The sequence below is a fragment of the Streptomyces sp. NPDC002773 genome (genome assembly GCF_040295605.1).
GTDB lineage: Bacteria > Actinomycetota > Actinomycetes > Streptomycetales > Streptomycetaceae > Streptomyces.
On record NZ_JBEOVO010000014.1, the window covers coordinates 85,163 to 104,974 of the forward strand.

17 protein-coding genes and 1 pseudogene are annotated in these 19,812 nt (G+C 72.1%); 11 read left to right on the forward strand and 7 right to left on the reverse strand.

Annotated elements, in window-relative coordinates:
* Positions 1–435: 435 nt before the first annotated feature.
* The 5 genes from ABT034_RS18935 to afsR all read right to left on the reverse strand — a co-directional run bounded on the left by ABT034_RS18935 (position 436) and on the right by afsR (position 6,445).
* Entirely contained in the window at positions 436–1,155 is a 720-nt protein-coding gene (locus ABT034_RS18935; protein ID WP_351216526.1) for an SGNH/GDSL hydrolase family protein, read from the reverse strand.
* Positions 1,152–1,622 carry a cupin domain-containing protein gene (locus ABT034_RS18940; RefSeq protein ID WP_351216528.1) on the reverse strand — a complete coding sequence of 157 codons (471 nt, stop codon included), beginning with the start codon at positions 1,620–1,622 and terminating at the stop codon, positions 1,152–1,154. Before ABT034_RS18940 ends, ABT034_RS18935 begins: the two co-directional genes overlap by 4 nt.
* Before the next feature lie 82 nt (positions 1,623–1,704).
* Positions 1,705–2,541: a helix-turn-helix domain-containing protein gene (locus ABT034_RS18945; protein WP_351216530.1), complete on the reverse strand. Its 837-nt coding sequence runs from the start codon at positions 2,539–2,541 to the stop codon at positions 1,705–1,707.
* Positions 2,542–2,846: 305 nt separating this feature from the next.
* Positions 2,847–3,089, reverse strand: coding sequence for a hypothetical protein (locus ABT034_RS18950; RefSeq protein WP_351216532.1), 243 nt, complete (start codon positions 3,087–3,089; stop codon positions 2,847–2,849).
* Positions 3,090–3,304: 215 nt separating this feature from the next.
* Complete coding sequence (gene afsR / locus ABT034_RS18955; RefSeq protein WP_351216534.1) at positions 3,305–6,445, reverse strand: SARP-family global regulator AfsR; 3,141 nt, start codon at positions 6,443–6,445, stop codon at positions 3,305–3,307.
* A gap of 281 nt (positions 6,446–6,726) precedes the next feature.
* Between afsR and ABT034_RS18960 the strand changes: the two genes are divergently transcribed.
* The gene (locus ABT034_RS18960) at positions 6,727–7,944 is read left to right on the forward strand and encodes an amidohydrolase family protein (protein ID WP_351216536.1); all 1,218 of its coding nucleotides are present in this window, start codon (positions 6,727–6,729) and stop codon (positions 7,942–7,944) included.
* Positions 7,945–8,058: 114 nt separating this feature from the next.
* Here ABT034_RS18960 and ABT034_RS18965 read toward each other — a convergent pair.
* Positions 8,059–8,244: pseudogene (locus tag ABT034_RS18965) on the reverse strand (PIN domain-containing protein); the annotation flags it as partial.
* 159 nt (positions 8,245–8,403) lie between these two features.
* Here ABT034_RS18965 and ABT034_RS18970 point away from each other — a divergent pair.
* The 6 genes from ABT034_RS18970 (at position 8,404) to ABT034_RS18995 (ending at position 16,512) form a co-directional block, all read left to right on the forward strand.
* The gene (locus ABT034_RS18970) at positions 8,404–9,321 is read left to right on the forward strand and encodes an LLM class F420-dependent oxidoreductase (protein ID WP_351216538.1); all 918 of its coding nucleotides are present in this window, start codon (positions 8,404–8,406) and stop codon (positions 9,319–9,321) included.
* Between the two features lie 11 nt (positions 9,322–9,332).
* The gene (locus ABT034_RS18975; RefSeq protein WP_351216540.1) at positions 9,333–10,112 is read left to right on the forward strand and encodes an SDR family NAD(P)-dependent oxidoreductase; all 780 of its coding nucleotides are present in this window, start codon (positions 9,333–9,335) and stop codon (positions 10,110–10,112) included.
* A 108-nt stretch (positions 10,113–10,220) separates the two neighbouring features.
* Positions 10,221–11,345 carry an LLM class flavin-dependent oxidoreductase gene (locus tag ABT034_RS18980; protein WP_351216542.1) on the forward strand — a complete coding sequence of 375 codons (1,125 nt, stop codon included), beginning with the start codon at positions 10,221–10,223 and terminating at the stop codon, positions 11,343–11,345.
* A 151-nt stretch (positions 11,346–11,496) separates the two neighbouring features.
* Positions 11,497–13,236, forward strand: coding sequence for an N-acyl-D-amino-acid deacylase family protein (locus ABT034_RS18985; RefSeq protein ID WP_351216544.1), 1,740 nt, complete (start codon positions 11,497–11,499; stop codon positions 13,234–13,236).
* Positions 13,233–14,684 carry an aldehyde dehydrogenase family protein gene (locus tag ABT034_RS18990; RefSeq protein WP_351216546.1) on the forward strand — a complete coding sequence of 484 codons (1,452 nt, stop codon included), beginning with the start codon at positions 13,233–13,235 and terminating at the stop codon, positions 14,682–14,684. The genes ABT034_RS18985 and ABT034_RS18990 overlap by 4 nt, the downstream gene beginning before the upstream one ends.
* A 262-nt stretch (positions 14,685–14,946) precedes the next feature.
* Positions 14,947–16,512, forward strand: a complete 1,566-nt coding sequence (locus tag ABT034_RS18995) for an APC family permease (protein ID WP_351216548.1) — start codon at positions 14,947–14,949, stop codon at positions 16,510–16,512.
* A 75-nt stretch (positions 16,513–16,587) separates the two neighbouring features.
* Here the strand turns inward: ABT034_RS18995 and ABT034_RS19000 are convergent, their stop codons facing one another.
* Positions 16,588–17,334, reverse strand: a complete 747-nt coding sequence (locus tag ABT034_RS19000; RefSeq protein ID WP_351216550.1) for a GNAT family N-acetyltransferase — start codon at positions 17,332–17,334, stop codon at positions 16,588–16,590.
* Positions 17,335–17,457: 123 nt separating this feature from the next.
* Here ABT034_RS19000 and ABT034_RS19005 point away from each other — a divergent pair, with 123 nt between their 5' ends.
* The 4 genes from ABT034_RS19005 (at position 17,458) to ABT034_RS19020 (ending at position 19,790) form a co-directional block, all read left to right on the forward strand.
* Positions 17,458–18,162: a hypothetical protein gene (locus ABT034_RS19005; protein WP_351216552.1), complete on the forward strand. Its 705-nt coding sequence runs from the start codon at positions 17,458–17,460 to the stop codon at positions 18,160–18,162.
* Between the two features lie 96 nt (positions 18,163–18,258).
* Positions 18,259–19,092 carry an LLM class F420-dependent oxidoreductase gene (locus ABT034_RS19010; protein ID WP_351216554.1) on the forward strand — a complete coding sequence of 278 codons (834 nt, stop codon included), beginning with the start codon at positions 18,259–18,261 and terminating at the stop codon, positions 19,090–19,092.
* An 18-nt stretch (positions 19,093–19,110) separates the two neighbouring features.
* Positions 19,111–19,395, forward strand: a complete 285-nt coding sequence (locus ABT034_RS19015) for a hypothetical protein (protein WP_351216556.1) — start codon at positions 19,111–19,113, stop codon at positions 19,393–19,395.
* A complete protein-coding gene (locus ABT034_RS19020) occupies positions 19,392–19,790 on the forward strand; it encodes a PIN domain-containing protein (RefSeq protein WP_351216558.1) in 399 nt (132 codons plus the stop codon). Before ABT034_RS19015 ends, ABT034_RS19020 begins: the two co-directional genes overlap by 4 nt.
* The last annotated feature ends 22 nt before the right edge of the window (positions 19,791–19,812 follow it).

Genomic DNA, 19,812 nt, shown 5'->3' on the forward strand with positions numbered 1-19,812 from the left:
CGGATACACCCCGGTCGACGCCGGCCCCGGGGGTATCCAGCGGGTCCGCCTCCGTGTCCTTCACCTCCTCAAGGGGCTGACCTGGAGGACGTACACGCACTCGTGCCGCACAACGGTCAGGTACAGGAACATGCCACCGGCAACGCGCTCGGGCTGCTGCGGAACGAAGGCGTGATCGAGAGCCGCGCCCGCGCCGGAACGCTCGAAGGCCTGCACGGCCACAACACGCCATCGATGCGTTGCTCGCGGCCACGGCCCATGCGGAGCATGGTGACGTCACTGTCGCCACGAGCGGCCAGGTCTCGCGCCGCGGGCCGTCCGGCCCTCCCCTTTGGAGAACCACCGGTTGACCTCGGTGCCGTAGGCGTCGACCGCCCGGATCGGACGCCGCCTCCGCGCGGTGGACGGCATCCGACTGGCCGGGCGCCGGAACGGCTACGCGCTCCGGGTCAGCAGACCGGCGTCGATGACCTCGGCGATGAGGCCGGCGCCGCGGCTGTTCTGGTGGATGTGGTCGGTCGTGAGCACGAGACCTCGGCGCCGCGAGATCGTGTCGAGGCTGCGGCGCAGTACCGCATGCTGGACGAGGACGCCGACGACTGCTGCGGGCGTCACCTCCCGGTACGAGATCGGCGGTGGGTCCGCTCGGCGCAGTTCCTCGATCTGGCGTTCGTGGAGCGGAAGGTAGGCCACCCCGTTGGTGGCGGCGACCTCGGCGATCATCCGGCTGTACGCCTGCGATGCCTGGGCCGCTGCTCCGTCGAGTTGTTGGCCGAGTACCGGTAGCGACAGCAGACCGATCGTCGCGTCGGTCTCCGCCCGCAGCCGCGCGACGGCGGCTCCCAGACACTGCTGGAACCAGTCGGCTGACGGGCGACCGGGAAGCTGTTTGCGCTTCATGGCCTGCTCGACGGGGTAGCCGGCGAGGCTCGCTCGGGCGTCGTTGGTTCCGATCAACACCGTGATCACATCGGGCGGGTCCGTGATGACGGCATCGAGGCGCTGCAAGAGGTTGTAGGCGAAGTCGCCGTTGGCGCCGAAGCGGGCGAGCCGCACGTCACCGGGAGGGTGGCGTCGTCCGAGAAGATCCAGGTAGTCGACGCTGAACTGCGCGCGGGTGAGGCTGTCGCCGAGGCACGCGACGCGTGTCGTCACGGCGCTTCCTCCGGGCCGGTCGTGCCGTCACGTCCGGTCGGACGGGTGTCGGTCCGAGGTCGGTGGTCGGTGCCGAGGCCCGCGGTGATGGACAGGATGGACGTAGGCCCCTCCATGTCGACCACGTGCCATACCCCCGCCGGGTTGATGGTGGCCTCGCCCGGCCCGAGCAGAACGCGGTCGGGCACCCCGTCCACGTCGCGGGTGACCGTCACCGACCCGCTGAGGCAAACGACCAGTTCGTCGCCCGCGGGGTGGCTCTCCCAATGATCGCCGGGGCCGTCGCCTTCGAAGATCATCACCATCCGGCCCTCTGCGCCGTCCGCCGCGACCGCGGCGCTGTAGGCCCGGAGCACCTCCGGGTCCCAGGCGAAGCCCTCGACGGGTTTCGCTCTCGATCCCAGTCCGAGGTGCACGGGGATGGTCCGCAGGTCCACGGCGTTGCGTTCGTGGTTGACGAGTCTCATGCCGACGATCGTCCACGACAGTGATCGGGCGGTCTTGAAGGAAAGGGAAGAGAAGCCGACGCGACGGGCAGGCGGTCGGCGGCTACCCGGCTCCGAGGAGGACTTCGCCACGACGCCAGGCCGTCGGCGACCGGCCGGTGAACTCACGCCAGTCCCGCACGAGATGGGCCTGGTCGGCGTAGCCGGAGACGGTCGCCACATCGGCCCACGGGAGCGGATCCCGCGTCGCCGCCAGTTCGTGGGCGTGCTCGAAGCGCAGGACTCGGGCGAAGGTCTTCGGCGACAGGCCCACCTCACCGCGAAACCGCTCGGTGAGGTACCGGCGGCTCCAGCCGAGTTCCGCGGCGACCGCACCGACCTGGACGTGACCCCGCGCGGCGACGAGGCGGCGCCACGCCTCGGCCACCTCGGGACGAACCTGGCGCACAGGGTCGTCGCGGGCGCCACGGCCGACAGCTCGGAGGAGCAATTCGTCCAGCGCGGTGAACCGCGCCGCCCATGTCGTCGCCGATCGGAGCCGGTCGACCAGCTCGACGGCAAGCGCTCCGAGAAGCTCGTCGAGCGGGACCAGTCGGTGGGCGAGCTCGGCGGCGGGCGTGCCGTAGACGGCCCGGGCCCCGAGCGGTGTCAGCGATACCTGCACACCGTGCTGGCGCCCGTCGTGGTGGATCGCGACGGACCGGCGCATCAGGCCGCCGGCCACGCTGCTGAACCGGGTGACCGGTGACCCGTCGTCAACGCCCGCCGCCACCTCCAAAGGATCCGACAGGCTGATCACCGCGGTGAGCGCGCGGCTCGGCGGGCCGCAGTGCACCCCCGCCGGGAGCCCGCGGAGGTCGAAGCCGACATACGAGTCGACGTACTGCCGTAAGGCGGGCGCCGGACGCGCACCGATCCCGGTGGCCGTGTGGTCCTCCATTTTCGTCAGTGTACGAGCCGACCGGTCCGGCAAGACCACCGTCCAAGGACCGGTCACCGCCGTTCGCGGCTGGTGGCACGCTTCTTACTGGGACCCCAACACGCCGGAGGGGCCGGGCAGTTGCCCGGCCCCTCCGTTGTGCGGTGGTCCGATCGCGTTGCGCACGGGCCCTGCCCGGACGGCTCCCCCCTGGTGCCGCCGGGTGTCCCCCGAGCCCGTGTGCTCCCCCGTCGACCGGACCTCCCTGGTCGGCCCCGGCGGCTCCCCCGAAGTCGCCGCCGCGGCCGTTCCCCGTCGGGAGTGGTCTACTTGGCCGGCTCCGTCGTGGCGTGCATGTCCATCGTGGTGATGGACTCCTCGTGGCCGCCGGTGACCTTCTTGGTGATCGCGTCGACCGCGGGCTCCGAGGTGGCGTGCATGTCCTTGGTGGTGATGGTCGCCTCCTTGCCGCCGGTGATCTTCTCGGTGATCGCGCCGACCGCCGGCTCGGAGGTGGCGTGCATGTCCTTGGTGGTGATGAGCGGGTCCTGCTTGTTCGGGTCGGTCATGCTCGTCAACTCCTGCGTGTGATGTCCGAGATGTGTGGAGATTCGCCCAGTCGTTCCCCCGTGGACGGCTGGACGAATCTCCGGGGCCGGTCACCCTAGTACTCCCGGGGTGTGGCCCTCATCGGCGACCCGTCTGCCCCCCGACGCGGCGGATCGTCATGTGGCAGAGCATGCCGGGCGGCGATAAACGAACGATGAACGTACTGGCCACCGGCCTACGCGGCCGTCGCGGGGGCAAGCAGCGCGCGGACGTCCGCGGCCTCCGGGGCACCGAGCTCCTCGAAGATGCCGAGGGCCTCCCGCCAGCAGACCAGGGCCCGGCCGCTCTGGCCGATGCCGAAGAGGGCCCGGCCGAGCACGGTGAGGACGTTGCCCCGCCGCCACTCGCCCCCGATGCCCCGGAGCACCGTGAGGGCCATCTCGGCGTTCGACGCCGCCTGCGCGTGGCGCCGGGCCGCGAGGTCCACCTCGGACAGCCGGAAGTAGGTCATGCCCTCCCACAGCCGCTGCCTGCTGTCGGCGAAGACGGCCAGCGCCTCGCGGAGCCGGTCGCCGGCCGCGGTGAGCTGGTTGTCCTGGGTGAGCGCCAGACCGAGGGCGTACCGCCCGTTGGCGCCCCGCAGCGTGTGCCCCATCGAGTCGTAGATCTCCGTGCCCTGCCGGGCGAGAGCGATGGCGCTCGACGTACGGCCTGTGGCCAGGTGGATGCGCGACAGGTTGCAGAGGGCGCTCGCCTCACCCGGCTCGTCCCCGATGCCCCGGAACCGCTCGATCGCCGAGGTGAGGTACTGCTCGCCCTCCGCGAAGCGGTTCTGGTAGAGGGCGATGATGCCCCGGGCGTTGGCGGACCAGCAGGCCGGGACCGGATCGTCGGCCCGATCGGCGTGGGGCAGGGCGAGTTCGGCGTCGCGGTCCGCCTCCTCGAAGCGGCCCGCCGTGTGGTGGACGCCCGCCAGCACCGTGAACGCCCGGCCTTCGGCCCTGTCGTCGCCATGGGCGTGGGCAGCGTCGCGCACGACCGCCCCCGTCGCCTCGAACTCCTTGGAGTTCGCCCCGGACTCGCCGAGGTCCAGCGACGCCCATAGCAGGTCCACCGCCCTGCGCAGGGTCGTCGGGGACGCGGCGGACTGGCGGACCGTGGCCAGGAGGCAGTTCGCCTCCGCGTACAGCCAGTCCTGGGCCTCGTGGCGGTCCGTGAAGGTCAGGCCCTCGTAGCCCGTCGGCTCCAGGTGGTCCACCAGGCGGTCGCCGGGGCGTTCGATCGCGTAGACGCGCGCCGCCGTCGACAGGTAGAAGTCGAGGAGCCGGGAGAGCGCCGCCTCCTTCTCCGACGGGGGCTGTTCGTCGCGGTCCGCGCACGCACGCGCGTAGAGGCGGACCAGATCGTGGTACCGGTAGCGGCCCGGGGCCGCCGACTCCACCAGCGACGTGTCGACCAGGGCCTCCAGGAGGTCCTCCGTGTCCCAGAGCGGGAGGTCGAGGACGGCGGCCGCCGCCGCCAGGGAGATGTCCGGGCCGTCGGCGAGGCCGAGGAGCCGGAACGCGCGCGCCTGCGCCGGTTCCAGCTGCCCGTAGCCGAGTTCGAAGGTCGCCTTGACGGCGAGGTCGCCCGCCTGGAGCTCGTCCAGGCGGCGGCGCTCGTCGGCCAGCTTCGCCGCCAGGACGGAGACCGTCCACGTCCGGCGCGCCGCCAGGCGGGACGCGGCGATACGGATCGCCAGGGGAAGGAAACCACAGGCCGCGACCACGTCCAGGGCCGCCTCCCGCTCCGCCTGGACCCGCTCCCCGCCGACGATCCTCGTGAAGAGCTGGAGCGCCTCCTCCGGGGACATCACGTCCAGGTCCACCAGGTGCGCCCCCGCCAGGTCCACCATCCGGATCCGGCTCGTCACCAGGGCCGCGCAGCCCGCCGTACCGGGGAGCAGCGGGCGGATCTGGGCGGCGTCCCGGGCGTTGTCCAGGAGGACCAGAACCCGGCGGCCGTCGAGCGTCGAGCGGTACAGCGCCGCCCGGTCGTCGAGGGAGTCCGGGATGGCGGAGTCCGGAGTGCCGAGCGCGCGGAGGAACGAACCGAGGACCGTCTCCGGCGCCGCGGCTTGCGAACCCGCCCCCTGGAGGTCCACGTACAGCTGGCCGTCCGGGAAGTGCGGCCTCGCCTCGTGGGCGACGTGCACGGCAAGGGTCGTCTTGCCGACGCCCCCGATGCCCGCGAGCGCCGACACCGCCATGACATGGCCCTCGGCGGCGGCGAGCCGGGCGCCGAGCTCCCGTACGAACGAGCCCCGGCCCGTGAAGTCCGGGACCGTCGCCGGGAGTTGAGCCGGGCGGGCGACGGGCGCCGCAGCCGGGGCCGCCTCCTCGACCGGGCGGGCGAGTTCGGCGTCGGCCTGGAGGATGCGCTGCTGGAGCCGGGAGAGCTCGGGTGTGGGGTCGACGCCCAGCTCGTCGGCGAGGAGCCGGCGGGTGTCGGCGTACACGGCGAGCGCCTCCGCCTGCCGCCCGCTGCGGTAGAGCGCCAGCATGAGCAGCTCGCGAAGCCGCTCGCGCAGCGGCTGCGCGGCGGTCAGCGCGGTCAGTTCGGAGACGGCCTCGGCGTGCGCGCCGACCTCCAGGTCGATGTCGAGCCGGGTCTCCAGGAGGCTGAGCCGCCACTCCTCCAGGCGGGTCCGCTGGGTCTCGGCGTACGGGCCGGGTACGGAGGCCAGCACCTCGCCGTCCCACAGGTCGAGGGCCTCGGCGAGCCGGTCGCGGGCGCCCGCGCGGTCCCCGGCCGACCGCAGCTTCTCCGCCCCGGCGGCGAGCTCCTGCGCGAGGGTGACGTCGAGGGCCGCGGCGGCCGTCCGCAGGGCGTAGCCGCCGGACTCGCTGACGAGGACCTCGGGGTCCAGGGCCTTGCGGAGCCGGGAGGCGTACGTCCGTACGGCCGCGAGGGCCCGCGAGGGCGACTCCTCGCCCCAGAGCGCGTCGATCAGCTCGGACGCGGTGGCGGTACGCCCGCCGCGCAGGAGCAGGGCCGCGAGCAGGGCCCGCTGCTGCGGCGACCCGGTGGGCACGGGCTCCCCGTCCCGCCAGGCCCGCACGGGCCCGAGCACGGCGAAACGCAGACCTTGGGTGGGGGCGGGGGCGCCGGAGTCGGTGGTGTCGGTGGTGGTCCCGGCTTCGGTGGGTGCGGCGGGGCCGTTGCCGGAACTGTTCGCTGCGACCCCCGTGCCCGCGCCTACGCCCCCGTCGCCGCGCGAAGCGTCGGCGTCCGCGCCCGCGCTCATCCCCGTACCCACGCCCGCGCCGGAGTCGGCACCCGCGTCCGTCTTCGGTGTCCGCTGCACCGGAACTCGCGGCCCGTTCTCACGGTCCATCGCTCCCCCTGCCCGTACCGCTGGTTTCGCCCAGGACAGTCTGCCTTGTCCGGAGGGAGTCCGTCAGCATCGGGTCGGTCGCACTACAGCCCGTCACAGCACCCCCATACGGCCGCCGCATCGCGCACGCACCGCCGCCCGAGCCGCCTCGTACCGCCGCCGGCACCGCGCACGACCGACGCCCCCGCACCCACCCCCGCACCCACCCCCGCACCCACCCCCTCCCCCGATCTGCCGCACGATAGCTGACGCATCGTCAGATCGGCGCTACCGTGAAAGCCATGGAGACCTTCCCGAAGATCATCTCGGTGGACGACCACACCGTGGAGCCCCCGCACGTCTGGCGGGACCGGCTCCCGTCCCGTTTCCGCGGCACCGGCCCCCGGATCGTCCGGGCGCCCCTCAAGGAAATGACCTTCCTCGGCGGCAAGTTCGCCCCGGTCATGGGCGCCAAGGGGGACGACGGGCCGATAGGCGACTGGTGGGTCTACGAGGACCTGCACCGGCCCCTCACCCGGCTCGACACCGCCGTCGGCTACGACAGGGACGAGATCCGCCTCGAAGTCATCACGTTCGAGCAGATGCGGCCCGGATCCCACTCCGTCCCCGACCGCCTCGCCGACATGGACGTCAACCACGTCCAGTCCGCGCTCTGCTTCCCCACCTTCCCCCGCTTCTGCGGGCAGACCTTCACCGAGGCGGACGACCGCGAACTCGGGCTGCTCTGCGTCCGCGCGTACAACGACTGGATGGTGGAGGAGTGGTGCGGGCCCGAGGCCCACGGGCGGCTGATCCCGCTCACCCTCATCCCGCTCTGGGATCCGGAGCTCGCCGCAGCCGAGGTGCGCCGGAACGCCGCTCGCGGGGTGCGGGCCGTCGCCTTCTCCGAGATCCCGCCGCACCTCGGGCTCCCCTCGGTGCACACGGACCACTGGGACCCCTTCTTCCGCGCCTGCGACGAGACCGGCACGGTCATCGCCATGCACATCGGCTCCTCCAGCCGGATGCCGTCCACCTCCGCCGACGCCCCGCCGGCCGTGGGCTCGACCATCACCTTCGCGAACTGCTGCTTCTCGATGGTCGACTGGCTGATGAGCGGCACGTTCGAGCGCTTCCCGAACCTGCGGATCATGTACGCGGAGGGGCAGATCGGCTGGATCCCGTACATCCTGGAGCGCGCGGACGTCGTGTGGGAGGAGAACCGGGGCTGGGGCGGGGTCGCCGAGAAGGTCCTGCGCCCGCCGTCCGAGCTCTTCGCCGGGCACGTCTTCGGCTGCTTCTTCGACGACGCCTTCGGGCTGCGCAACCTCGACGCCATCGGGGCGGGGAACGTCCTGTACGAGACGGACTACCCGCACTCGGACTCCACCTGGCCCAAGTCGCGGGAGGTCGGCGAGGCCCAGATGGGGCACCTGCCGCCGGACGTCGTCGAGCGGATCGTCCGCGGCAACGCGATCGACCTCCTCGGGCTGTCGCCGGAGGGCCTCTGGCGGCCGTGACGGGGGCCGGGCGCCCGGTCGAGCCCGGCCGCTGCCCGACGTCGAGCCCGGCTGCTACCCGACGTCGTGGACGCTGTGCTCGCTCAGGTCGGCCGCGTGCCGGGCGATGGTGCGCTAGTCGACGCCGTCATGGAGGACGGTCAGGCCGTGATGGGCCGCGGTGGCCGCGATCATCAGATCGACGGCCGAGGCGCTCCGGTGCTCCCCGGCCCTCGCCATCCGGTGCTGGACGGAACCGATCCAGCGTCCGGCGTTCTTCGGTACGGCCACGTCGGGGTCGAGGTCGGTGAACATCTCTACAAAACATGTACTGCACCAACATTTCGGCTGCCTGTCGGTCCGCCCGGGGCCCGGCGCCCGACCGGGGCCATCCCCGCCCCACCCCTTGCCTCCTCGCCCGTCACCGGTGACGATGGGCCCCCTCGTCATATCTGACGTACCGTCAGTTAAGGGGTCCCCATGGTGGTCTACGGGATGCAGCTGCCCGTCCAGTCGCAGTCCGCCCTCTACGCCGAGCCCTGGGAGGCGGGCGCCGGGCCCGCCGATCTGCTCGCCGTCGCCCGGGCCGCCGAGGCGCACGGCTTCGACTACCTCGCGAGCTGCGACCACGTCGCCATCCCGCGCCGGCTCGCCGAGGCCATGAGCACCGTCTGGTACGACCCGGTCGCCACGCTCTCCTTCCTCGCCGCCGCCACCGAGCGGGTCCGGCTCCTCTCGCACGTCGCCGTCGTCGGGCTGCGTCATCCGCTCGTCACCGCCAAGGCGTACGCGACCCTCGACCACCTCTCCGGCGGCCGCCTCGTGCTCGGGGTCGGCGCCGGACACGTACAGGAGGAGTTCGAGGCGCTCGGGGTGGACTTCGCGCGCCGGGGCGCCGTGCTCGACGAGACCGTTGACGCGCTGCGGGCGGCGCTCGGGCCCGAGGAGTACCCGGAGCACTCGGGGGAGCGGTTCACCTTCAAGGAGCTGGGCCAGCTGCCGCGGCCCGCGCAGGAGCGGGTCCCGCTCTGGGTCGGCGGCTCCTCCCCGGCCGCCGTCCGCCGGGCCGCGCTCAAGGGCGACGGCTGGCTGCCGCAGGGCGACCCGCGCGACCGGCTGGCCGTACAGATCCAGAAGCTGCTGCGGCTCCGCGCCGAGGCCGGGATCGCGGAGCCGATCACCGTCGGCGCGATCGTCGAGCCGCTGTACGTCGGCAGCCCCGCCTGGAGCGTCGGCCGCCGCACCCTGAGCGGGCCGCCGGACGAGCTCGCCGCCTCCCTGCGCGCGTACGGGGAGATGGGCGTGGACCAGATACAGGTCCGGTTCCGCTCCCGGAGCCGTACCGAACTCATCGACCAGATGGCGGCCTTCGGCACGGAGGTCGCCCCCCACCTCTAGGGAGTACGGACATGGGCAAGCTCGACGGGCGGGTCGTCCTCGTCACCGGCGCGGCGCGCGGGCAGGGCGAGCAGGAGGCGCGGCTGTTCGCGGGGGAAGGGGCGCGGGTCGTGCTCGCGGACGTCCTCGACGGTCCCGGGGAGGCGCTGGCCAAGGAGCTGGGGGAGTCGGCAGGGTCGGGGGAGGAGCGGGCCGCGTACGTCCACCTGGACGTGACGAGCGAGGACGACTGGGCGGCGGCCGTGGAGTTCGCCAAGGAGCGCTTCGGGAAGATCGACGGGCTCGTCAACAACGCGGGCATCCTCCGCTTTAACGAGCTGCTCTCCACGCCCCTGGAGGAGTTCCAGGCGATCGTCTCCGTCAACCAGACCGGCTGCTTCCTGGGCATCCGGACGGTCGCGCCCGAGATCGCGGCGGCCGGCGGCGGGACGATCGTCAACACCGCCTCGTACACCGGGCTCACGGGCATGGCCGGGGTCGGCGCCTATGCCGCCTCCAAGCACGCCGTCCTCGGACTCACCCGCGTCGCCGCGCTGGAGCTGGCCGCGAAGGGGATCCGGGTGAACGCCCTCTGCCCGGGCGCCATCGACACCCCCATGAGCAACCCGGAGGGCGTGGACCCGGCCGCCGCGGCCGAGCTGTACCGCACGCTCGTGCCGCTCGGGCGGATCGGGCGCCCGGAGGAGGTGGCGGCGCTCGCGCTCTTCCTGACCGGGGACGAGTCGGCGTACATCACGGGCCAGCCGTTCGTGATCGACGGCGGCTGGCTGGCCGGGGTCAGCCTTTTCTGACGCTCCATCAGGTATTGACGCCCCTGTCGGGTGGTGCGACAGTCGGGCACATCGAGAATCTGACGGTACGTCAGAATTCATGGGTGACGACGAGGACGGTGAACCCCCTTGGAATTCGGGATCTTCGTACAGGGATACGTCGGCAAGCGCGCCGAGACCGATCCCGAAGCCGAGCACAAGGCCCTCATGGAGGAGACCGAGTACGTCATCCAGGCGGACAGGTCCGGCTTCAAGTACGCCTGGGCCTCGGAGCACCACTTCCTGGAGGAGTACTCCCACCTCTCCGCCAACGACGTCTACCTCGGCTACCTCGCCCACGCGACGGAGCGGATCCACCTCGGCTCGGGCATCTTCAACCCGCTCGCCCCGGTCAACCACCCGGTCAAGGTCGCCGAGAAGGTCGCGATGCTCGACCACCTGTCCGGCGGGCGCTTCGAGTTCGGGTCCGGGCGTGGCGCCGGCTCCCACGAGATCCTCGGGTTCATGCCGGGCGTCACCGACATGAACTTCACGAAGGAGCTGTGGGAGGAGACGATCGCCGAGTTCCCCAAGATGTGGCTCCAGGACGAGTACGTCGGCTTCCAGGGCAAGCACTGGTCGCTGCCGCCGCGCAAGATCCTCCCCAAGCCGTACGGGAAGTCCCACCCGGCGATGTGGTACGCGGCCGGGTCCCCGTCCTCGTATGCGATGGCGGGGAAGAAGGGGCTCGGCGTCCTCGGCTTCAGCGTGCAGAAGGTCTCCGACATGGAGTGGGTCGTCGAGTCCTACAAGACGGCGATCAAGGAGGCGCGGGCGGTCGGTGACTTCGTCAACGACAACGTGATGGTGACGTCGACGGCGATCTGCGCGGAGACGCACGAGAAGGCGGTGGAGATCGCGGTCGGGGGCGGCCTCAACTACCTCCAGTCGCTGCTGTTCCGCTACCACGACACGTTCCCCCGGCCCGAGGGCGTGCCCGAGTGGCCGGAGCTGCTGCCCGAGTACTCGGCCGAGATCATCGAACTCCTCATCCAGGAGGAGCTGATGATCTGCGGCGATCCGTCGGAGGTGCTCGCCCAGTGCAAGCGGTGGGAGCAGGCGGGGGCGGACCAGCTGTCTTTCGGATTGCCGATCGGGATCTCGTACGAGGACACGATGAACTCGATCAGGCTGATCGGTGAGCACGTGATCCCGAAGATCGACACGGACCCGATCCACCGCACGACCCGCTTCCGCCAGGCCGCGGGCTCCTGACGGGGCCGCGGGTGGCGGGGCCGGCCCCGGCGTTCGAGCGCGGGGTGGTGTCTTCCCGGACCGCCACCCCGTACCGGCCCCGGCCGGGAGCCGTTCCGCGGCGGCCCCCGGTCCGGGGCGCACCCGTGTCCACGTCCAGAAAGGGAACGTCATGCTCGACCACCTGATCAAGGGCGCCACCGTCGTGGACGGCACCGGCGCCCCCCGCTTCCCCGCCGACGTCGGCATACGCGACGGACGCATCGCTCTGGTCGCCGAACCCGGCACCGCGACCGAGCCCGCCCGTACCACCCAGGACGCCACCGGCCTCGTCCTCGCCCCCGGCTTCGTCGACCCGCACACCCACTACGACGCCCAGCTGTTCTGGGACCCGTACGCCACCCCCTCCATGAACCACGGCGTCACCACCGTCGTCGGCGGCAACTGCGGTTTCACCCTGGCCCCGCTCCACCCGGACCGGCCCGAGGACGCCGACTACACCCGCCGCATGATGTCCAAGGTCGAGGGCATGGCGCTCAAGGCCCTGGAGGAGGGCGTCGACTGGAGCTGGTCCTCCTTCGCCGAGTACCTCGACGCCCTCGACGGGCGGATCGCCGTCAACGCCGGCTTCTTGGTCGGCCACTGCGCCCTCCGCCGGTACGTGATGGGCGCCGACGCCGTCGGCGGGCAGCCCACCCCCGAGCAGCTGGAGCAGATGGTCGCCCTCCTCAAGAGGGCCATGGAAGCCGGCGCCTGGGGGCTCTCCACCACCCAGTCCTCCACCCACTCGGACGGCGACGGTGCCCCCGTCGCCTCCCGGCACGCCACCCCCGCCGAGCTGATCGCCCTCTCCGCGGCCGTCGGCGAACACGAGGGCACCCAGATCGAGGCGATCCTGGCCGGCTGCCTGGACCAGTTCTCGGACGACGAGATCGACCTGTTCGTCGAGATGAGCGCCGCCGCCGGCCGGCCCCTCAACTGGAACGTCCTCACCATCGACGCCGCCGTCCCCGAACGCGTCCCGCGCCAGCTCACCGCCTCCGAACGGGCCCGTAAGTCCGGCGGCCGGATCGTCGCCCTCACCATGCCGATCCTCACCCCCATGAACATGTCCCTCGGCACGTTCTGCGCCCTCAACCTCATCCCGGGCTGGGGCGAGATCCTCGGACTGCCCCTCCCCGAGCGGCTCGCGAAGCTCCGCGACCCCGACGTACGGGCCGGGATGCTGCGGCGCGCCGACTCCAGGGAGGCCGGGGTGTTCCGGCGCCTCGCGCACTTCGGCCGGTACGTCATCGGTGACACGTACAGCCGCGAGAACGAGGGCCTCACCGGTCGCGTCGTCGACGACATCGCGGCCGAACGCGGCCAGGACCCCTTCCAGTGCCTCGTCGAGATCTGCGCCAACGACGACCTCAGGACCGTCCTGTGGCCGATGCCCAGCGACAACGACCCGGCCTCCTGGGCCCTGCGCCGCGCGACCTGGGACCACGAGGACGTCCTGCTCGGCGGCTCCGACGCGGGCGCCCATCTGGACCGGATGTGCGGAGCCCCGTACACGACCCGGTTCCTCGGCGACTGCCTACGGGGCAGGAAGCTGGTCCCCCTGGAGCGGGCCGTGCAGATGCTGACCGACGACCCGGCCCGGCTCTTCGGCCTCCGCGAGCGCGGCCGGATCGAGGAGGGCTTCCACGCCGACCTCGTCCTCTTCGACCCGGAGCGGATCGACGCGGGCCCGGCGACCCTCGTGCACGACCTGCCGGGGGACAGCCCGCGCCTCGACTCGCGGGCGGTCGGGATCGTGTCGGTACGGGTCAACGGCGTGGAGACGGTACGGGACGACGAGGTGACCGGCGCGATCCCGGGGAAGGTCCTGCGCTCCGGCCGCGACACGAGGACGGTGGCGACCAGGTGAACCAGCAGCTCTTCATCGGCGGCGAGTGGGTCGAGCCCGACGGCGGTCACTACGAGGTGATCGACCCGGCCACCGAGGAGGTCGTCGGCCTCGCGCCCGAGGCGGGCAGACACCAGGTGTACGAGGCTGCCGCCGCCGCCCGCGAGGCCTTCGCCACCTGGTCCCGTACGCGGCCGGAGGAGCGGGCGGCGATCCTCGACCGGGCCGCCGACCTCATGGCCAGGGACGCCGAGGAGAACGTCCTGCTCGCGCGCGCCGAGACCGGGGCCACCACCGCCACCGCGCGCGGCATGCAGGTCGCCGTCGGCGCCGCCCGCTTCCGGCGGTACGCGCGCGGGGCCATGGAGCCGGTCGAGCAGGCACTGCCCCCGCAGGTCAACGAAGCCGGCCCGATGGGGAAGGCCGGGGTGTTCGGCGCGGTGGCGGTACGGCGCCCGGTCGGCGTCGTCACCTGCATCACCTCGTACAACAACCCCTGGGCCAACCCGGCCGGCAAGATCGCCCCGGCCCTCGCCATGGGCAACACGGTCCTCGTGAAGCCCGCCCCGCAGGACCCGCTCTCCGTGTACGCGATGACCCGCGCCCTGGAGGAGGCCGGCGTCCCGCCCGGCGTCGTCAACGTGGTGACCGGCTCCTCCGTGGAGGCCGGGCAGGCGGCCGTGGACTCCCCGGACGTCGACATGGTGTCGTTCACCGGCTCCACGGCGGTCGGGCAGGCGATCGGCGAGGTCTGCGGCCGCGCGCTCAAGCGGCAGCTGATGGAGCTGGGCGGCAAGGGGGCCGCGCTCGTCCTCGACGACGCCGACCTGGACTCGGCGGTCATGGGGATCGGGACGACGTTCTCCTTCTACAGCGGACAGATCTGTACGGCCCCGACCCGGGTGCTCGCCCAGCGCGGGATCTACGAGCGGCTGGTCGAGAAGCTGACCGGGTACATGGCCTTCATGACGGTGGGGGACCCGGCGGCGAAGGGCACGGTCGTCGGCCCGGTGATCTCGGCGGCCCACCGCGACCGGGTGGAGTCGTACGTCGAGCTCGGCCGTAAGGAGGGGGCGCGGGTCGTCGCGGGCGGCGAGCGCCCGGACCTCGCCAGGGGCTTCTACGTGGCGCCGACGCTGCTCGCCGACTGCACCCCCGGAATGCGGGTGGTCCGGGAGGAGATCTTCGGCCCGGTCGTCGTGGTCGTCCCCTTCGACGACGAGGAGGAGGGGATCGCGCTCGCCGACGACAGCGACTACGGGCTCATCGACTACGTGTGGTCGGGCGACGTGGCCCGCGCCTTCCGGATCGCGGCCCGGCTGCGGGCCGGCGGGGTGGGGGTGAACACGATCGGCCGGAACATGGAGGCACCGTTCGGCGGATTCAAGCGGAGCGGGGTCGGACGGGACGTGGGCTCGTACGCGCTGCACGCCTACAGCGAGCTGCAAGCGGTGGTGTGGCCGGGCTGAGCCCGGGTCGAGGGCGCCCGCACGACCTCCGCGAAAATTCCTCGGGAAAATTTGAAAACGGACATTCCGGGCTCAGCTGCGGTTCCCGCATATCGGACGAGGGGTCGATCGACCTACCGGTTGGTCGGCCCCTCGCGGTCGTCGATCTTTCAATCATTGGCATCTGGCCTGATTCTGCCTCGCAAAGCAAGGCAGTAGATCGGTGAGTCTTGCGGAGTCAAGACCTCCGGATGTGGAAACCGCAGCATTTAACGTCCTGTTCATGACTCAGGTGGAAGCACGGCCTCAGGCCGGAGACACGGTAAGGGGCGTCAACGCCCCGGGCGACAGCCACGGCGTTCGCACCAAGGGCCTCGGAGGCAACTCCGTCGGCCTCCTCGGCAGTGCCGTGATCGGCATCTCGACGGTCGCCCCCGTCTACTGCCTGACCTCGACGCTCGGCTCCACGGCCGGCGAGGTCGGCCTCCAGATGCCGGCCATCTTCCTCGCGGGCTTCCTCCCGATGCTCCTCGTCGCCTTCGCGTACCGGGAGCTCAACCGGGTCATGCCCGACTGCGGCACCTCCTTCACGTGGACCGTGAAGGCCTTCGGCCCCAAGATCGGCTGGATGTGCGGCTGGGGCCTCGTCATCGCGACGATCATCGTGCTCTCCAACCTCGCCGGCGTCGCGACCTCCTACTTCTGGCTCCTCGCGGGTGAGATCACCGGCAGTGAGTCCATCGCCGCCCTGGACGAGAACAAGGCCGTCCACATCATCACCTGCCTCACGCTCATCGCCGTCGCCACCGCGATCAGCTACCGGGGCATGACCGCCACCAAGGGCATCCAGTACGCCCTCGTCGGCCTCCAGCTCGTCGTCCTCGTGGTCTTCGTGGCCATGGCGCTCTCGAAGGCCGGCGACTTCGAGACCTCGGTCTCCTTCTCCTGGTCCTGGATGAACCCCTTCGCGGTCCAGTCCTTCGCCGCCTTCACCGCCGGGCTCTCCCTCTCGATCTTCATGTACTGGGGCTGGGACGCCTGCATGGCGACCAACGAGGAGACCACCGGCAGCGCGAAGACCCCCGGCCGCGCCGCGCTCATCGCGATGGTCGTCCTGGTCGCCTCCTACCTGGCCACCGGCATCGCCGCGCAGATGGTCGTCGGCTCCGGCGAGGAGGGCCTCGGCCTCGCCAACCCGGAGACCTCCGACAACGTCTTCGCCGCGCTCGCCGGCCCCGTCATGGGCCCCGCGCTCGGCATCCTGCTCTTCGTCGCGGTCCTCGCCTCGGCCGCCGCCAGCCTCCAGACCACGTTCATCCCGGTCGCCCGCACGGTGCTCGCGATGTCGACGTACGAGGCGCTGCCGAAGTCCTTCACCAAGGTCCACCCGGTCTTCAAGACCCCCGGCAAGGCCACCATCGTGGCCGGCGCCGCCACGGGCGTCTTCTACACCGTGATGACCCTGCTCAGTGAGAACGTCCTGGTCGACACGATCTACGCGCTCGGCCTGATGATCTGCTTCTACTACGCGCTCACGGCCTTCGCCTGCGTCTGGTACTTCCGCGGCGAGCTCTTCCGCTCCGGCCGGAACTTCGCCTACAAGGGCCTCATGCCGCTGCTCGGCGGCCTGATGCTGACCGCCGTCTTCGGCAAGACGCTGTACGACATGTGGGACCCGGCATACGGCTCCGGCTCCGCGGTCCTCGGTGTCGGCTCGGTCTTCGTGATCGGCGTCGGGCTGCTCCTCCTCGGCGTGGTGATCATGCTGGTCATGCAGCGCAGGAGCCCCGCCTTCTTCCGCGGCGAGATCCTGACGAAGGAGACGCCGTCCCTGGTGGTGGCCGACTGACGGTCGTGCGTTCCTGAGTCATACGAACGCGAAGGTGGCGGGCCCGTGGGGGGTCCGCCACCTTCGTTTTTCGTCCTACGCCTCCGCCTCCGCGATGAGCGCCGTCGCGACCGTACGGAAGCCGAGCCGGCCGTACAGCCGGGCCACGTCCGCGTCCGAGGCCGACAGGAACACCAGCTCCGTCCCGTGGGCGCGGGCGTCCGCGACCAGGGCGGCCGTCACGGCGAGGCCGAGGCCCCGACGCCGGGCCGCCGGGACCGTGCCGACGCCGACGACCTCGGAGACGGCCCCGACGGGCTGGTGCTGGCCGGCCGAGAGCGCGCCTCCCGCGCCGTCGAGGGCCGCCGCGAGCCGGGTCCACCCGGCTTCGATCCTGGCGCCGGTCCGCGCCGCGGTGCCCGGCTCGGGGGCGACGCCGAAGGCGGCGAACGGCGCCGCGACGGCGCTCTCCAGGGCCGGGTCGTCCGCGCCGACCATCCGCACGGTGACGTCCTCCGGCTCCGGTACGGCGAGCCCGTCGCCGGCCAGGACCATCAGCGGGTGCTCGTGCACGGTGAGCCCGCTCGCCTCCACGGCCGCCCGCAGCCCCGGCGTCGTCTCCGCGACCCACTCGAAGGCCTCGGGCACACCGAGCTCCCGCTGCCGGGCCCTGACCTTCTCCACGGCCTCGACCGGGATGTCACCGGCGGTCCCGAGGGTGGGGCGCGCGTAGAAGGGCCAGCCCTCGCCCTCCCGTACGAAGAGGGTCAGCGGCCCGAAGTCCTCGGCGCGGGCGGAGGAGCGGGGGACGGCGTCGTAGTACGTCTCGATCTGGTTCAGCACCGGGCCACGGTAGAGGGCGGGGAGCGGCGGCGCAGGCGTATTTCCTGGGAGGGAAAGAACGGGCGGGAAAGGAACCGCGGGTGGCATGATCCCGTCACTTCTGTCGACTGGGGGGAGACGACGATGAGCAGGACACACACGTGCCCGGGCTGCGGGCGCGAGGACCGGGTGCAGGCCGTGCCGGCCGTGTACCTCGCGGGACGTGACGCGGTCAGCAGCCGTGAGCGGGACTCGGACGGCGACATGCGGACCGTGACGCGGACGGTGACCACGGGGGTCTCCGACGCGCTCGCACCGGTGCCGCGGTCGCCGACGTACGGGATCGTCGTCCTCGGCGTCTTCGCCGCCCTCGTCTCGATCGGCACCTTCATCGGCGGCGTCCAGGCCGGTCACTGGTTCGAGGACGAGCCCGCGGCGGCGGGCGGCGACGGGGTGCCGCACGTGGGCGGGGTGTATCTCATCCCGGAGGGCTCGTCCGAGCCGGACTACTCGCAGCCGCTGGGGACGGTCGCGGCCGCGCCCCCGCCCGACTTCGCCTTCCTCGGCTGGATCTCGGCGTTCGCGCTGCTCACCGCCGTCCTGGTGCTCGCCGTGGTGCTGCGCCGCCGCAGCGCCTTCGCCCGCCTGACGCGCGGGCGCCACCGCGCCGAGGAACTCTGGTCGCACGGCTGGTACTGCCACCGCTGCGGCACCGTCCACCTCGAAGGCGTGCCCGGCGAGGACCGGATCCCGCTCACCCTCCAGCGCTTCCGCGAGAAGGTCTGGGAGCACGGCGGGTACGGAGACCTGGCGGCGGAGCAGCGGGCGGTGGACCCGGGCCGTTCCTGACGGACACGGCCCGCCCGTACTCCCCGGCACATCCTGCCGGGCGCCGCCCGTGCCGTACCCCTCGGAAAACCGCGCCGCACGGCCTACCGTGCCGCTATGCGGATCTCGACCACGATCTTCCTGACCGACGAGACCATCACCCCGGTGCGGCTCGCGCGCGAGCTGGAGCAGCGCGGCTTCGCCGGGCTCTACCTCCCCGAGCACACCCACATCCCCGTCGAACGGACCACGCCCTACCCGGCGGGCGGTGACCTGCCCCGGGAGTACGGGCGCACCCTGGACCCGTTCGTGGCGCTCGGGCAGGCCGCCGCCGTCACCGAGCGGCTCGGGCTCGGGACGGGGATCACCCTGCTCGCCCAGCACGACCCGATCGCCCTCGCCAAGCAGATCGCCACGCTCGACCACCTCTCCGGTGGCCGCTTCACCCTCGGCGTCGGCTACGGCTGGAACCGCGAGGAGGCCGCCGACCACGGTGTCGACTGGTCCACCCGCCGGGACCTGACCGGCGACCGCCTGGACCTGATGCGGGCGCTTTGGGCGCCGGAGCCGACGGCGTACGAGGGCGGGTTCGGCCACTCGGTCCGGGCGTCCGAGGCCTGGCCCAAGCCGGCCGGCGGCGCCCCGCGCACCCTCCTGGGCGGGGCGGCGGGCCCGAAGTTGTTCGCGGAGATCGCCGCGCGGACCGACGGCTGGATGCCGATCGGCGGCCGGGGACTGACGGAGTCGCTCCCGGTACTGCGGGAGGTCTGGGAGCGCGCGGGCCGCGACCCGAAGGCCCTGCAGGTCGTTCCGTACGCGGTCCTGCCGAACCCCGGCAAGCTCGCCCGCTACGAGGAACTGGGCTGCGAGGAGGTCGTCCTCCAGCTGCCGCCGGGGGGTGAGGCGGAGGTGCTGGGGGTGCTGGACGAGTTCGCACGGTACCTGCCGTAAGGCAGATATAGTTCGTCTATGGCGACGACGACGATCCAGGTCTCCAAGGAGACCCGCGACCACCTGGCCACCCTCGCTGCCGAGCGCGGCCTCACCTTGGGTCAGCTGGTCCAGCAGCTGGCGGAGAAGGAGCCCACTCGCGAGGAGATCGCGGAACGGCTGCGGGCGGACCGTGACCATGCCCGAGCGCTCCTCGGCGTGGACATGAGCGACGAGGAGTTCGACCGGGCGCCCGACATCCTCGGCAACATCTACAAGATCGCGGCGGAGAAGGTCCGGGCCGCTCGGAGCGAAGCCGCGTGATCATCCTCGACACCAGCGCGGTTCGTGCGCTCGCCGAGGGCCACAAGGCCCTCATCGAGCTCGCCGCCAACATGGCGAAGACCCCCGGCGACCGCATGCGGGTCCCGGCCCTGTGTCTGGCGGAGGCCGAGGCGACGAGTGAGGGTGCAGGGCGCGCCGCCCTCACCTTCTCCGCCGTCGACGTCGACAACCTCGACACCGTCGCCGCAATGACCGTCGGCACTCTCGTGCGCGACGGTTTCGGCGGCCTGGACACGTGCCACGCGCTCTACTGCGCCTCGCCGCGGCCGCAGTTCACCGGCATGTCGATCCTGCTCACGGCCCACGAGGACCGCTACCCGCCCGGCATCGTCACAGTGGACATCGACGCGCCCGGGATACTGGGCTACCACTGACCGGCCAACCTGCGGGGATCCG

Excerpts from the sequence above, each read along its gene's own strand:
- ABT034_RS18940 (WP_351216528.1), bottom strand. The coding sequence starts at position 1,622 with ATGAGACTCGTCAACCACGAACGCAACGCCGTGGACCTGCGGACCATC.
- ABT034_RS18945 (WP_351216530.1), bottom strand. The coding sequence starts at position 2,541 with ATGGAGGACCACACGGCCACCGGGATCGGTGCGCGTCCGGCGCCCGCC.
- ABT034_RS18950 (WP_351216532.1), bottom strand. The coding sequence starts at position 3,089 with ATGACCGACCCGAACAAGCAGGACCCGCTCATCACCACCAAGGACATG.
- afsR (WP_351216534.1), bottom strand. The coding sequence starts at position 6,445 with ATGGACCGTGAGAACGGGCCGCGAGTTCCGGTGCAGCGGACACCGAAG.
- ABT034_RS18960 (WP_351216536.1), top strand. The coding sequence starts at position 6,727 with ATGGAGACCTTCCCGAAGATCATCTCGGTGGACGACCACACCGTGGAG.
- ABT034_RS18970 (WP_351216538.1), top strand. The coding sequence starts at position 8,404 with ATGGTGGTCTACGGGATGCAGCTGCCCGTCCAGTCGCAGTCCGCCCTC.
- ABT034_RS18975 (WP_351216540.1), top strand. The coding sequence starts at position 9,333 with ATGGGCAAGCTCGACGGGCGGGTCGTCCTCGTCACCGGCGCGGCGCGC.
- ABT034_RS18985 (WP_351216544.1), top strand. The coding sequence starts at position 11,497 with ATGCTCGACCACCTGATCAAGGGCGCCACCGTCGTGGACGGCACCGGC.
- ABT034_RS18995 (WP_351216548.1), top strand. The coding sequence starts at position 14,947 with ATGACTCAGGTGGAAGCACGGCCTCAGGCCGGAGACACGGTAAGGGGC.
- ABT034_RS19005 (WP_351216552.1), top strand. The coding sequence starts at position 17,458 with ATGAGCAGGACACACACGTGCCCGGGCTGCGGGCGCGAGGACCGGGTG.
- ABT034_RS19010 (WP_351216554.1), top strand. The coding sequence starts at position 18,259 with ATGCGGATCTCGACCACGATCTTCCTGACCGACGAGACCATCACCCCG.
- ABT034_RS19015 (WP_351216556.1), top strand. The coding sequence starts at position 19,111 with ATGGCGACGACGACGATCCAGGTCTCCAAGGAGACCCGCGACCACCTG.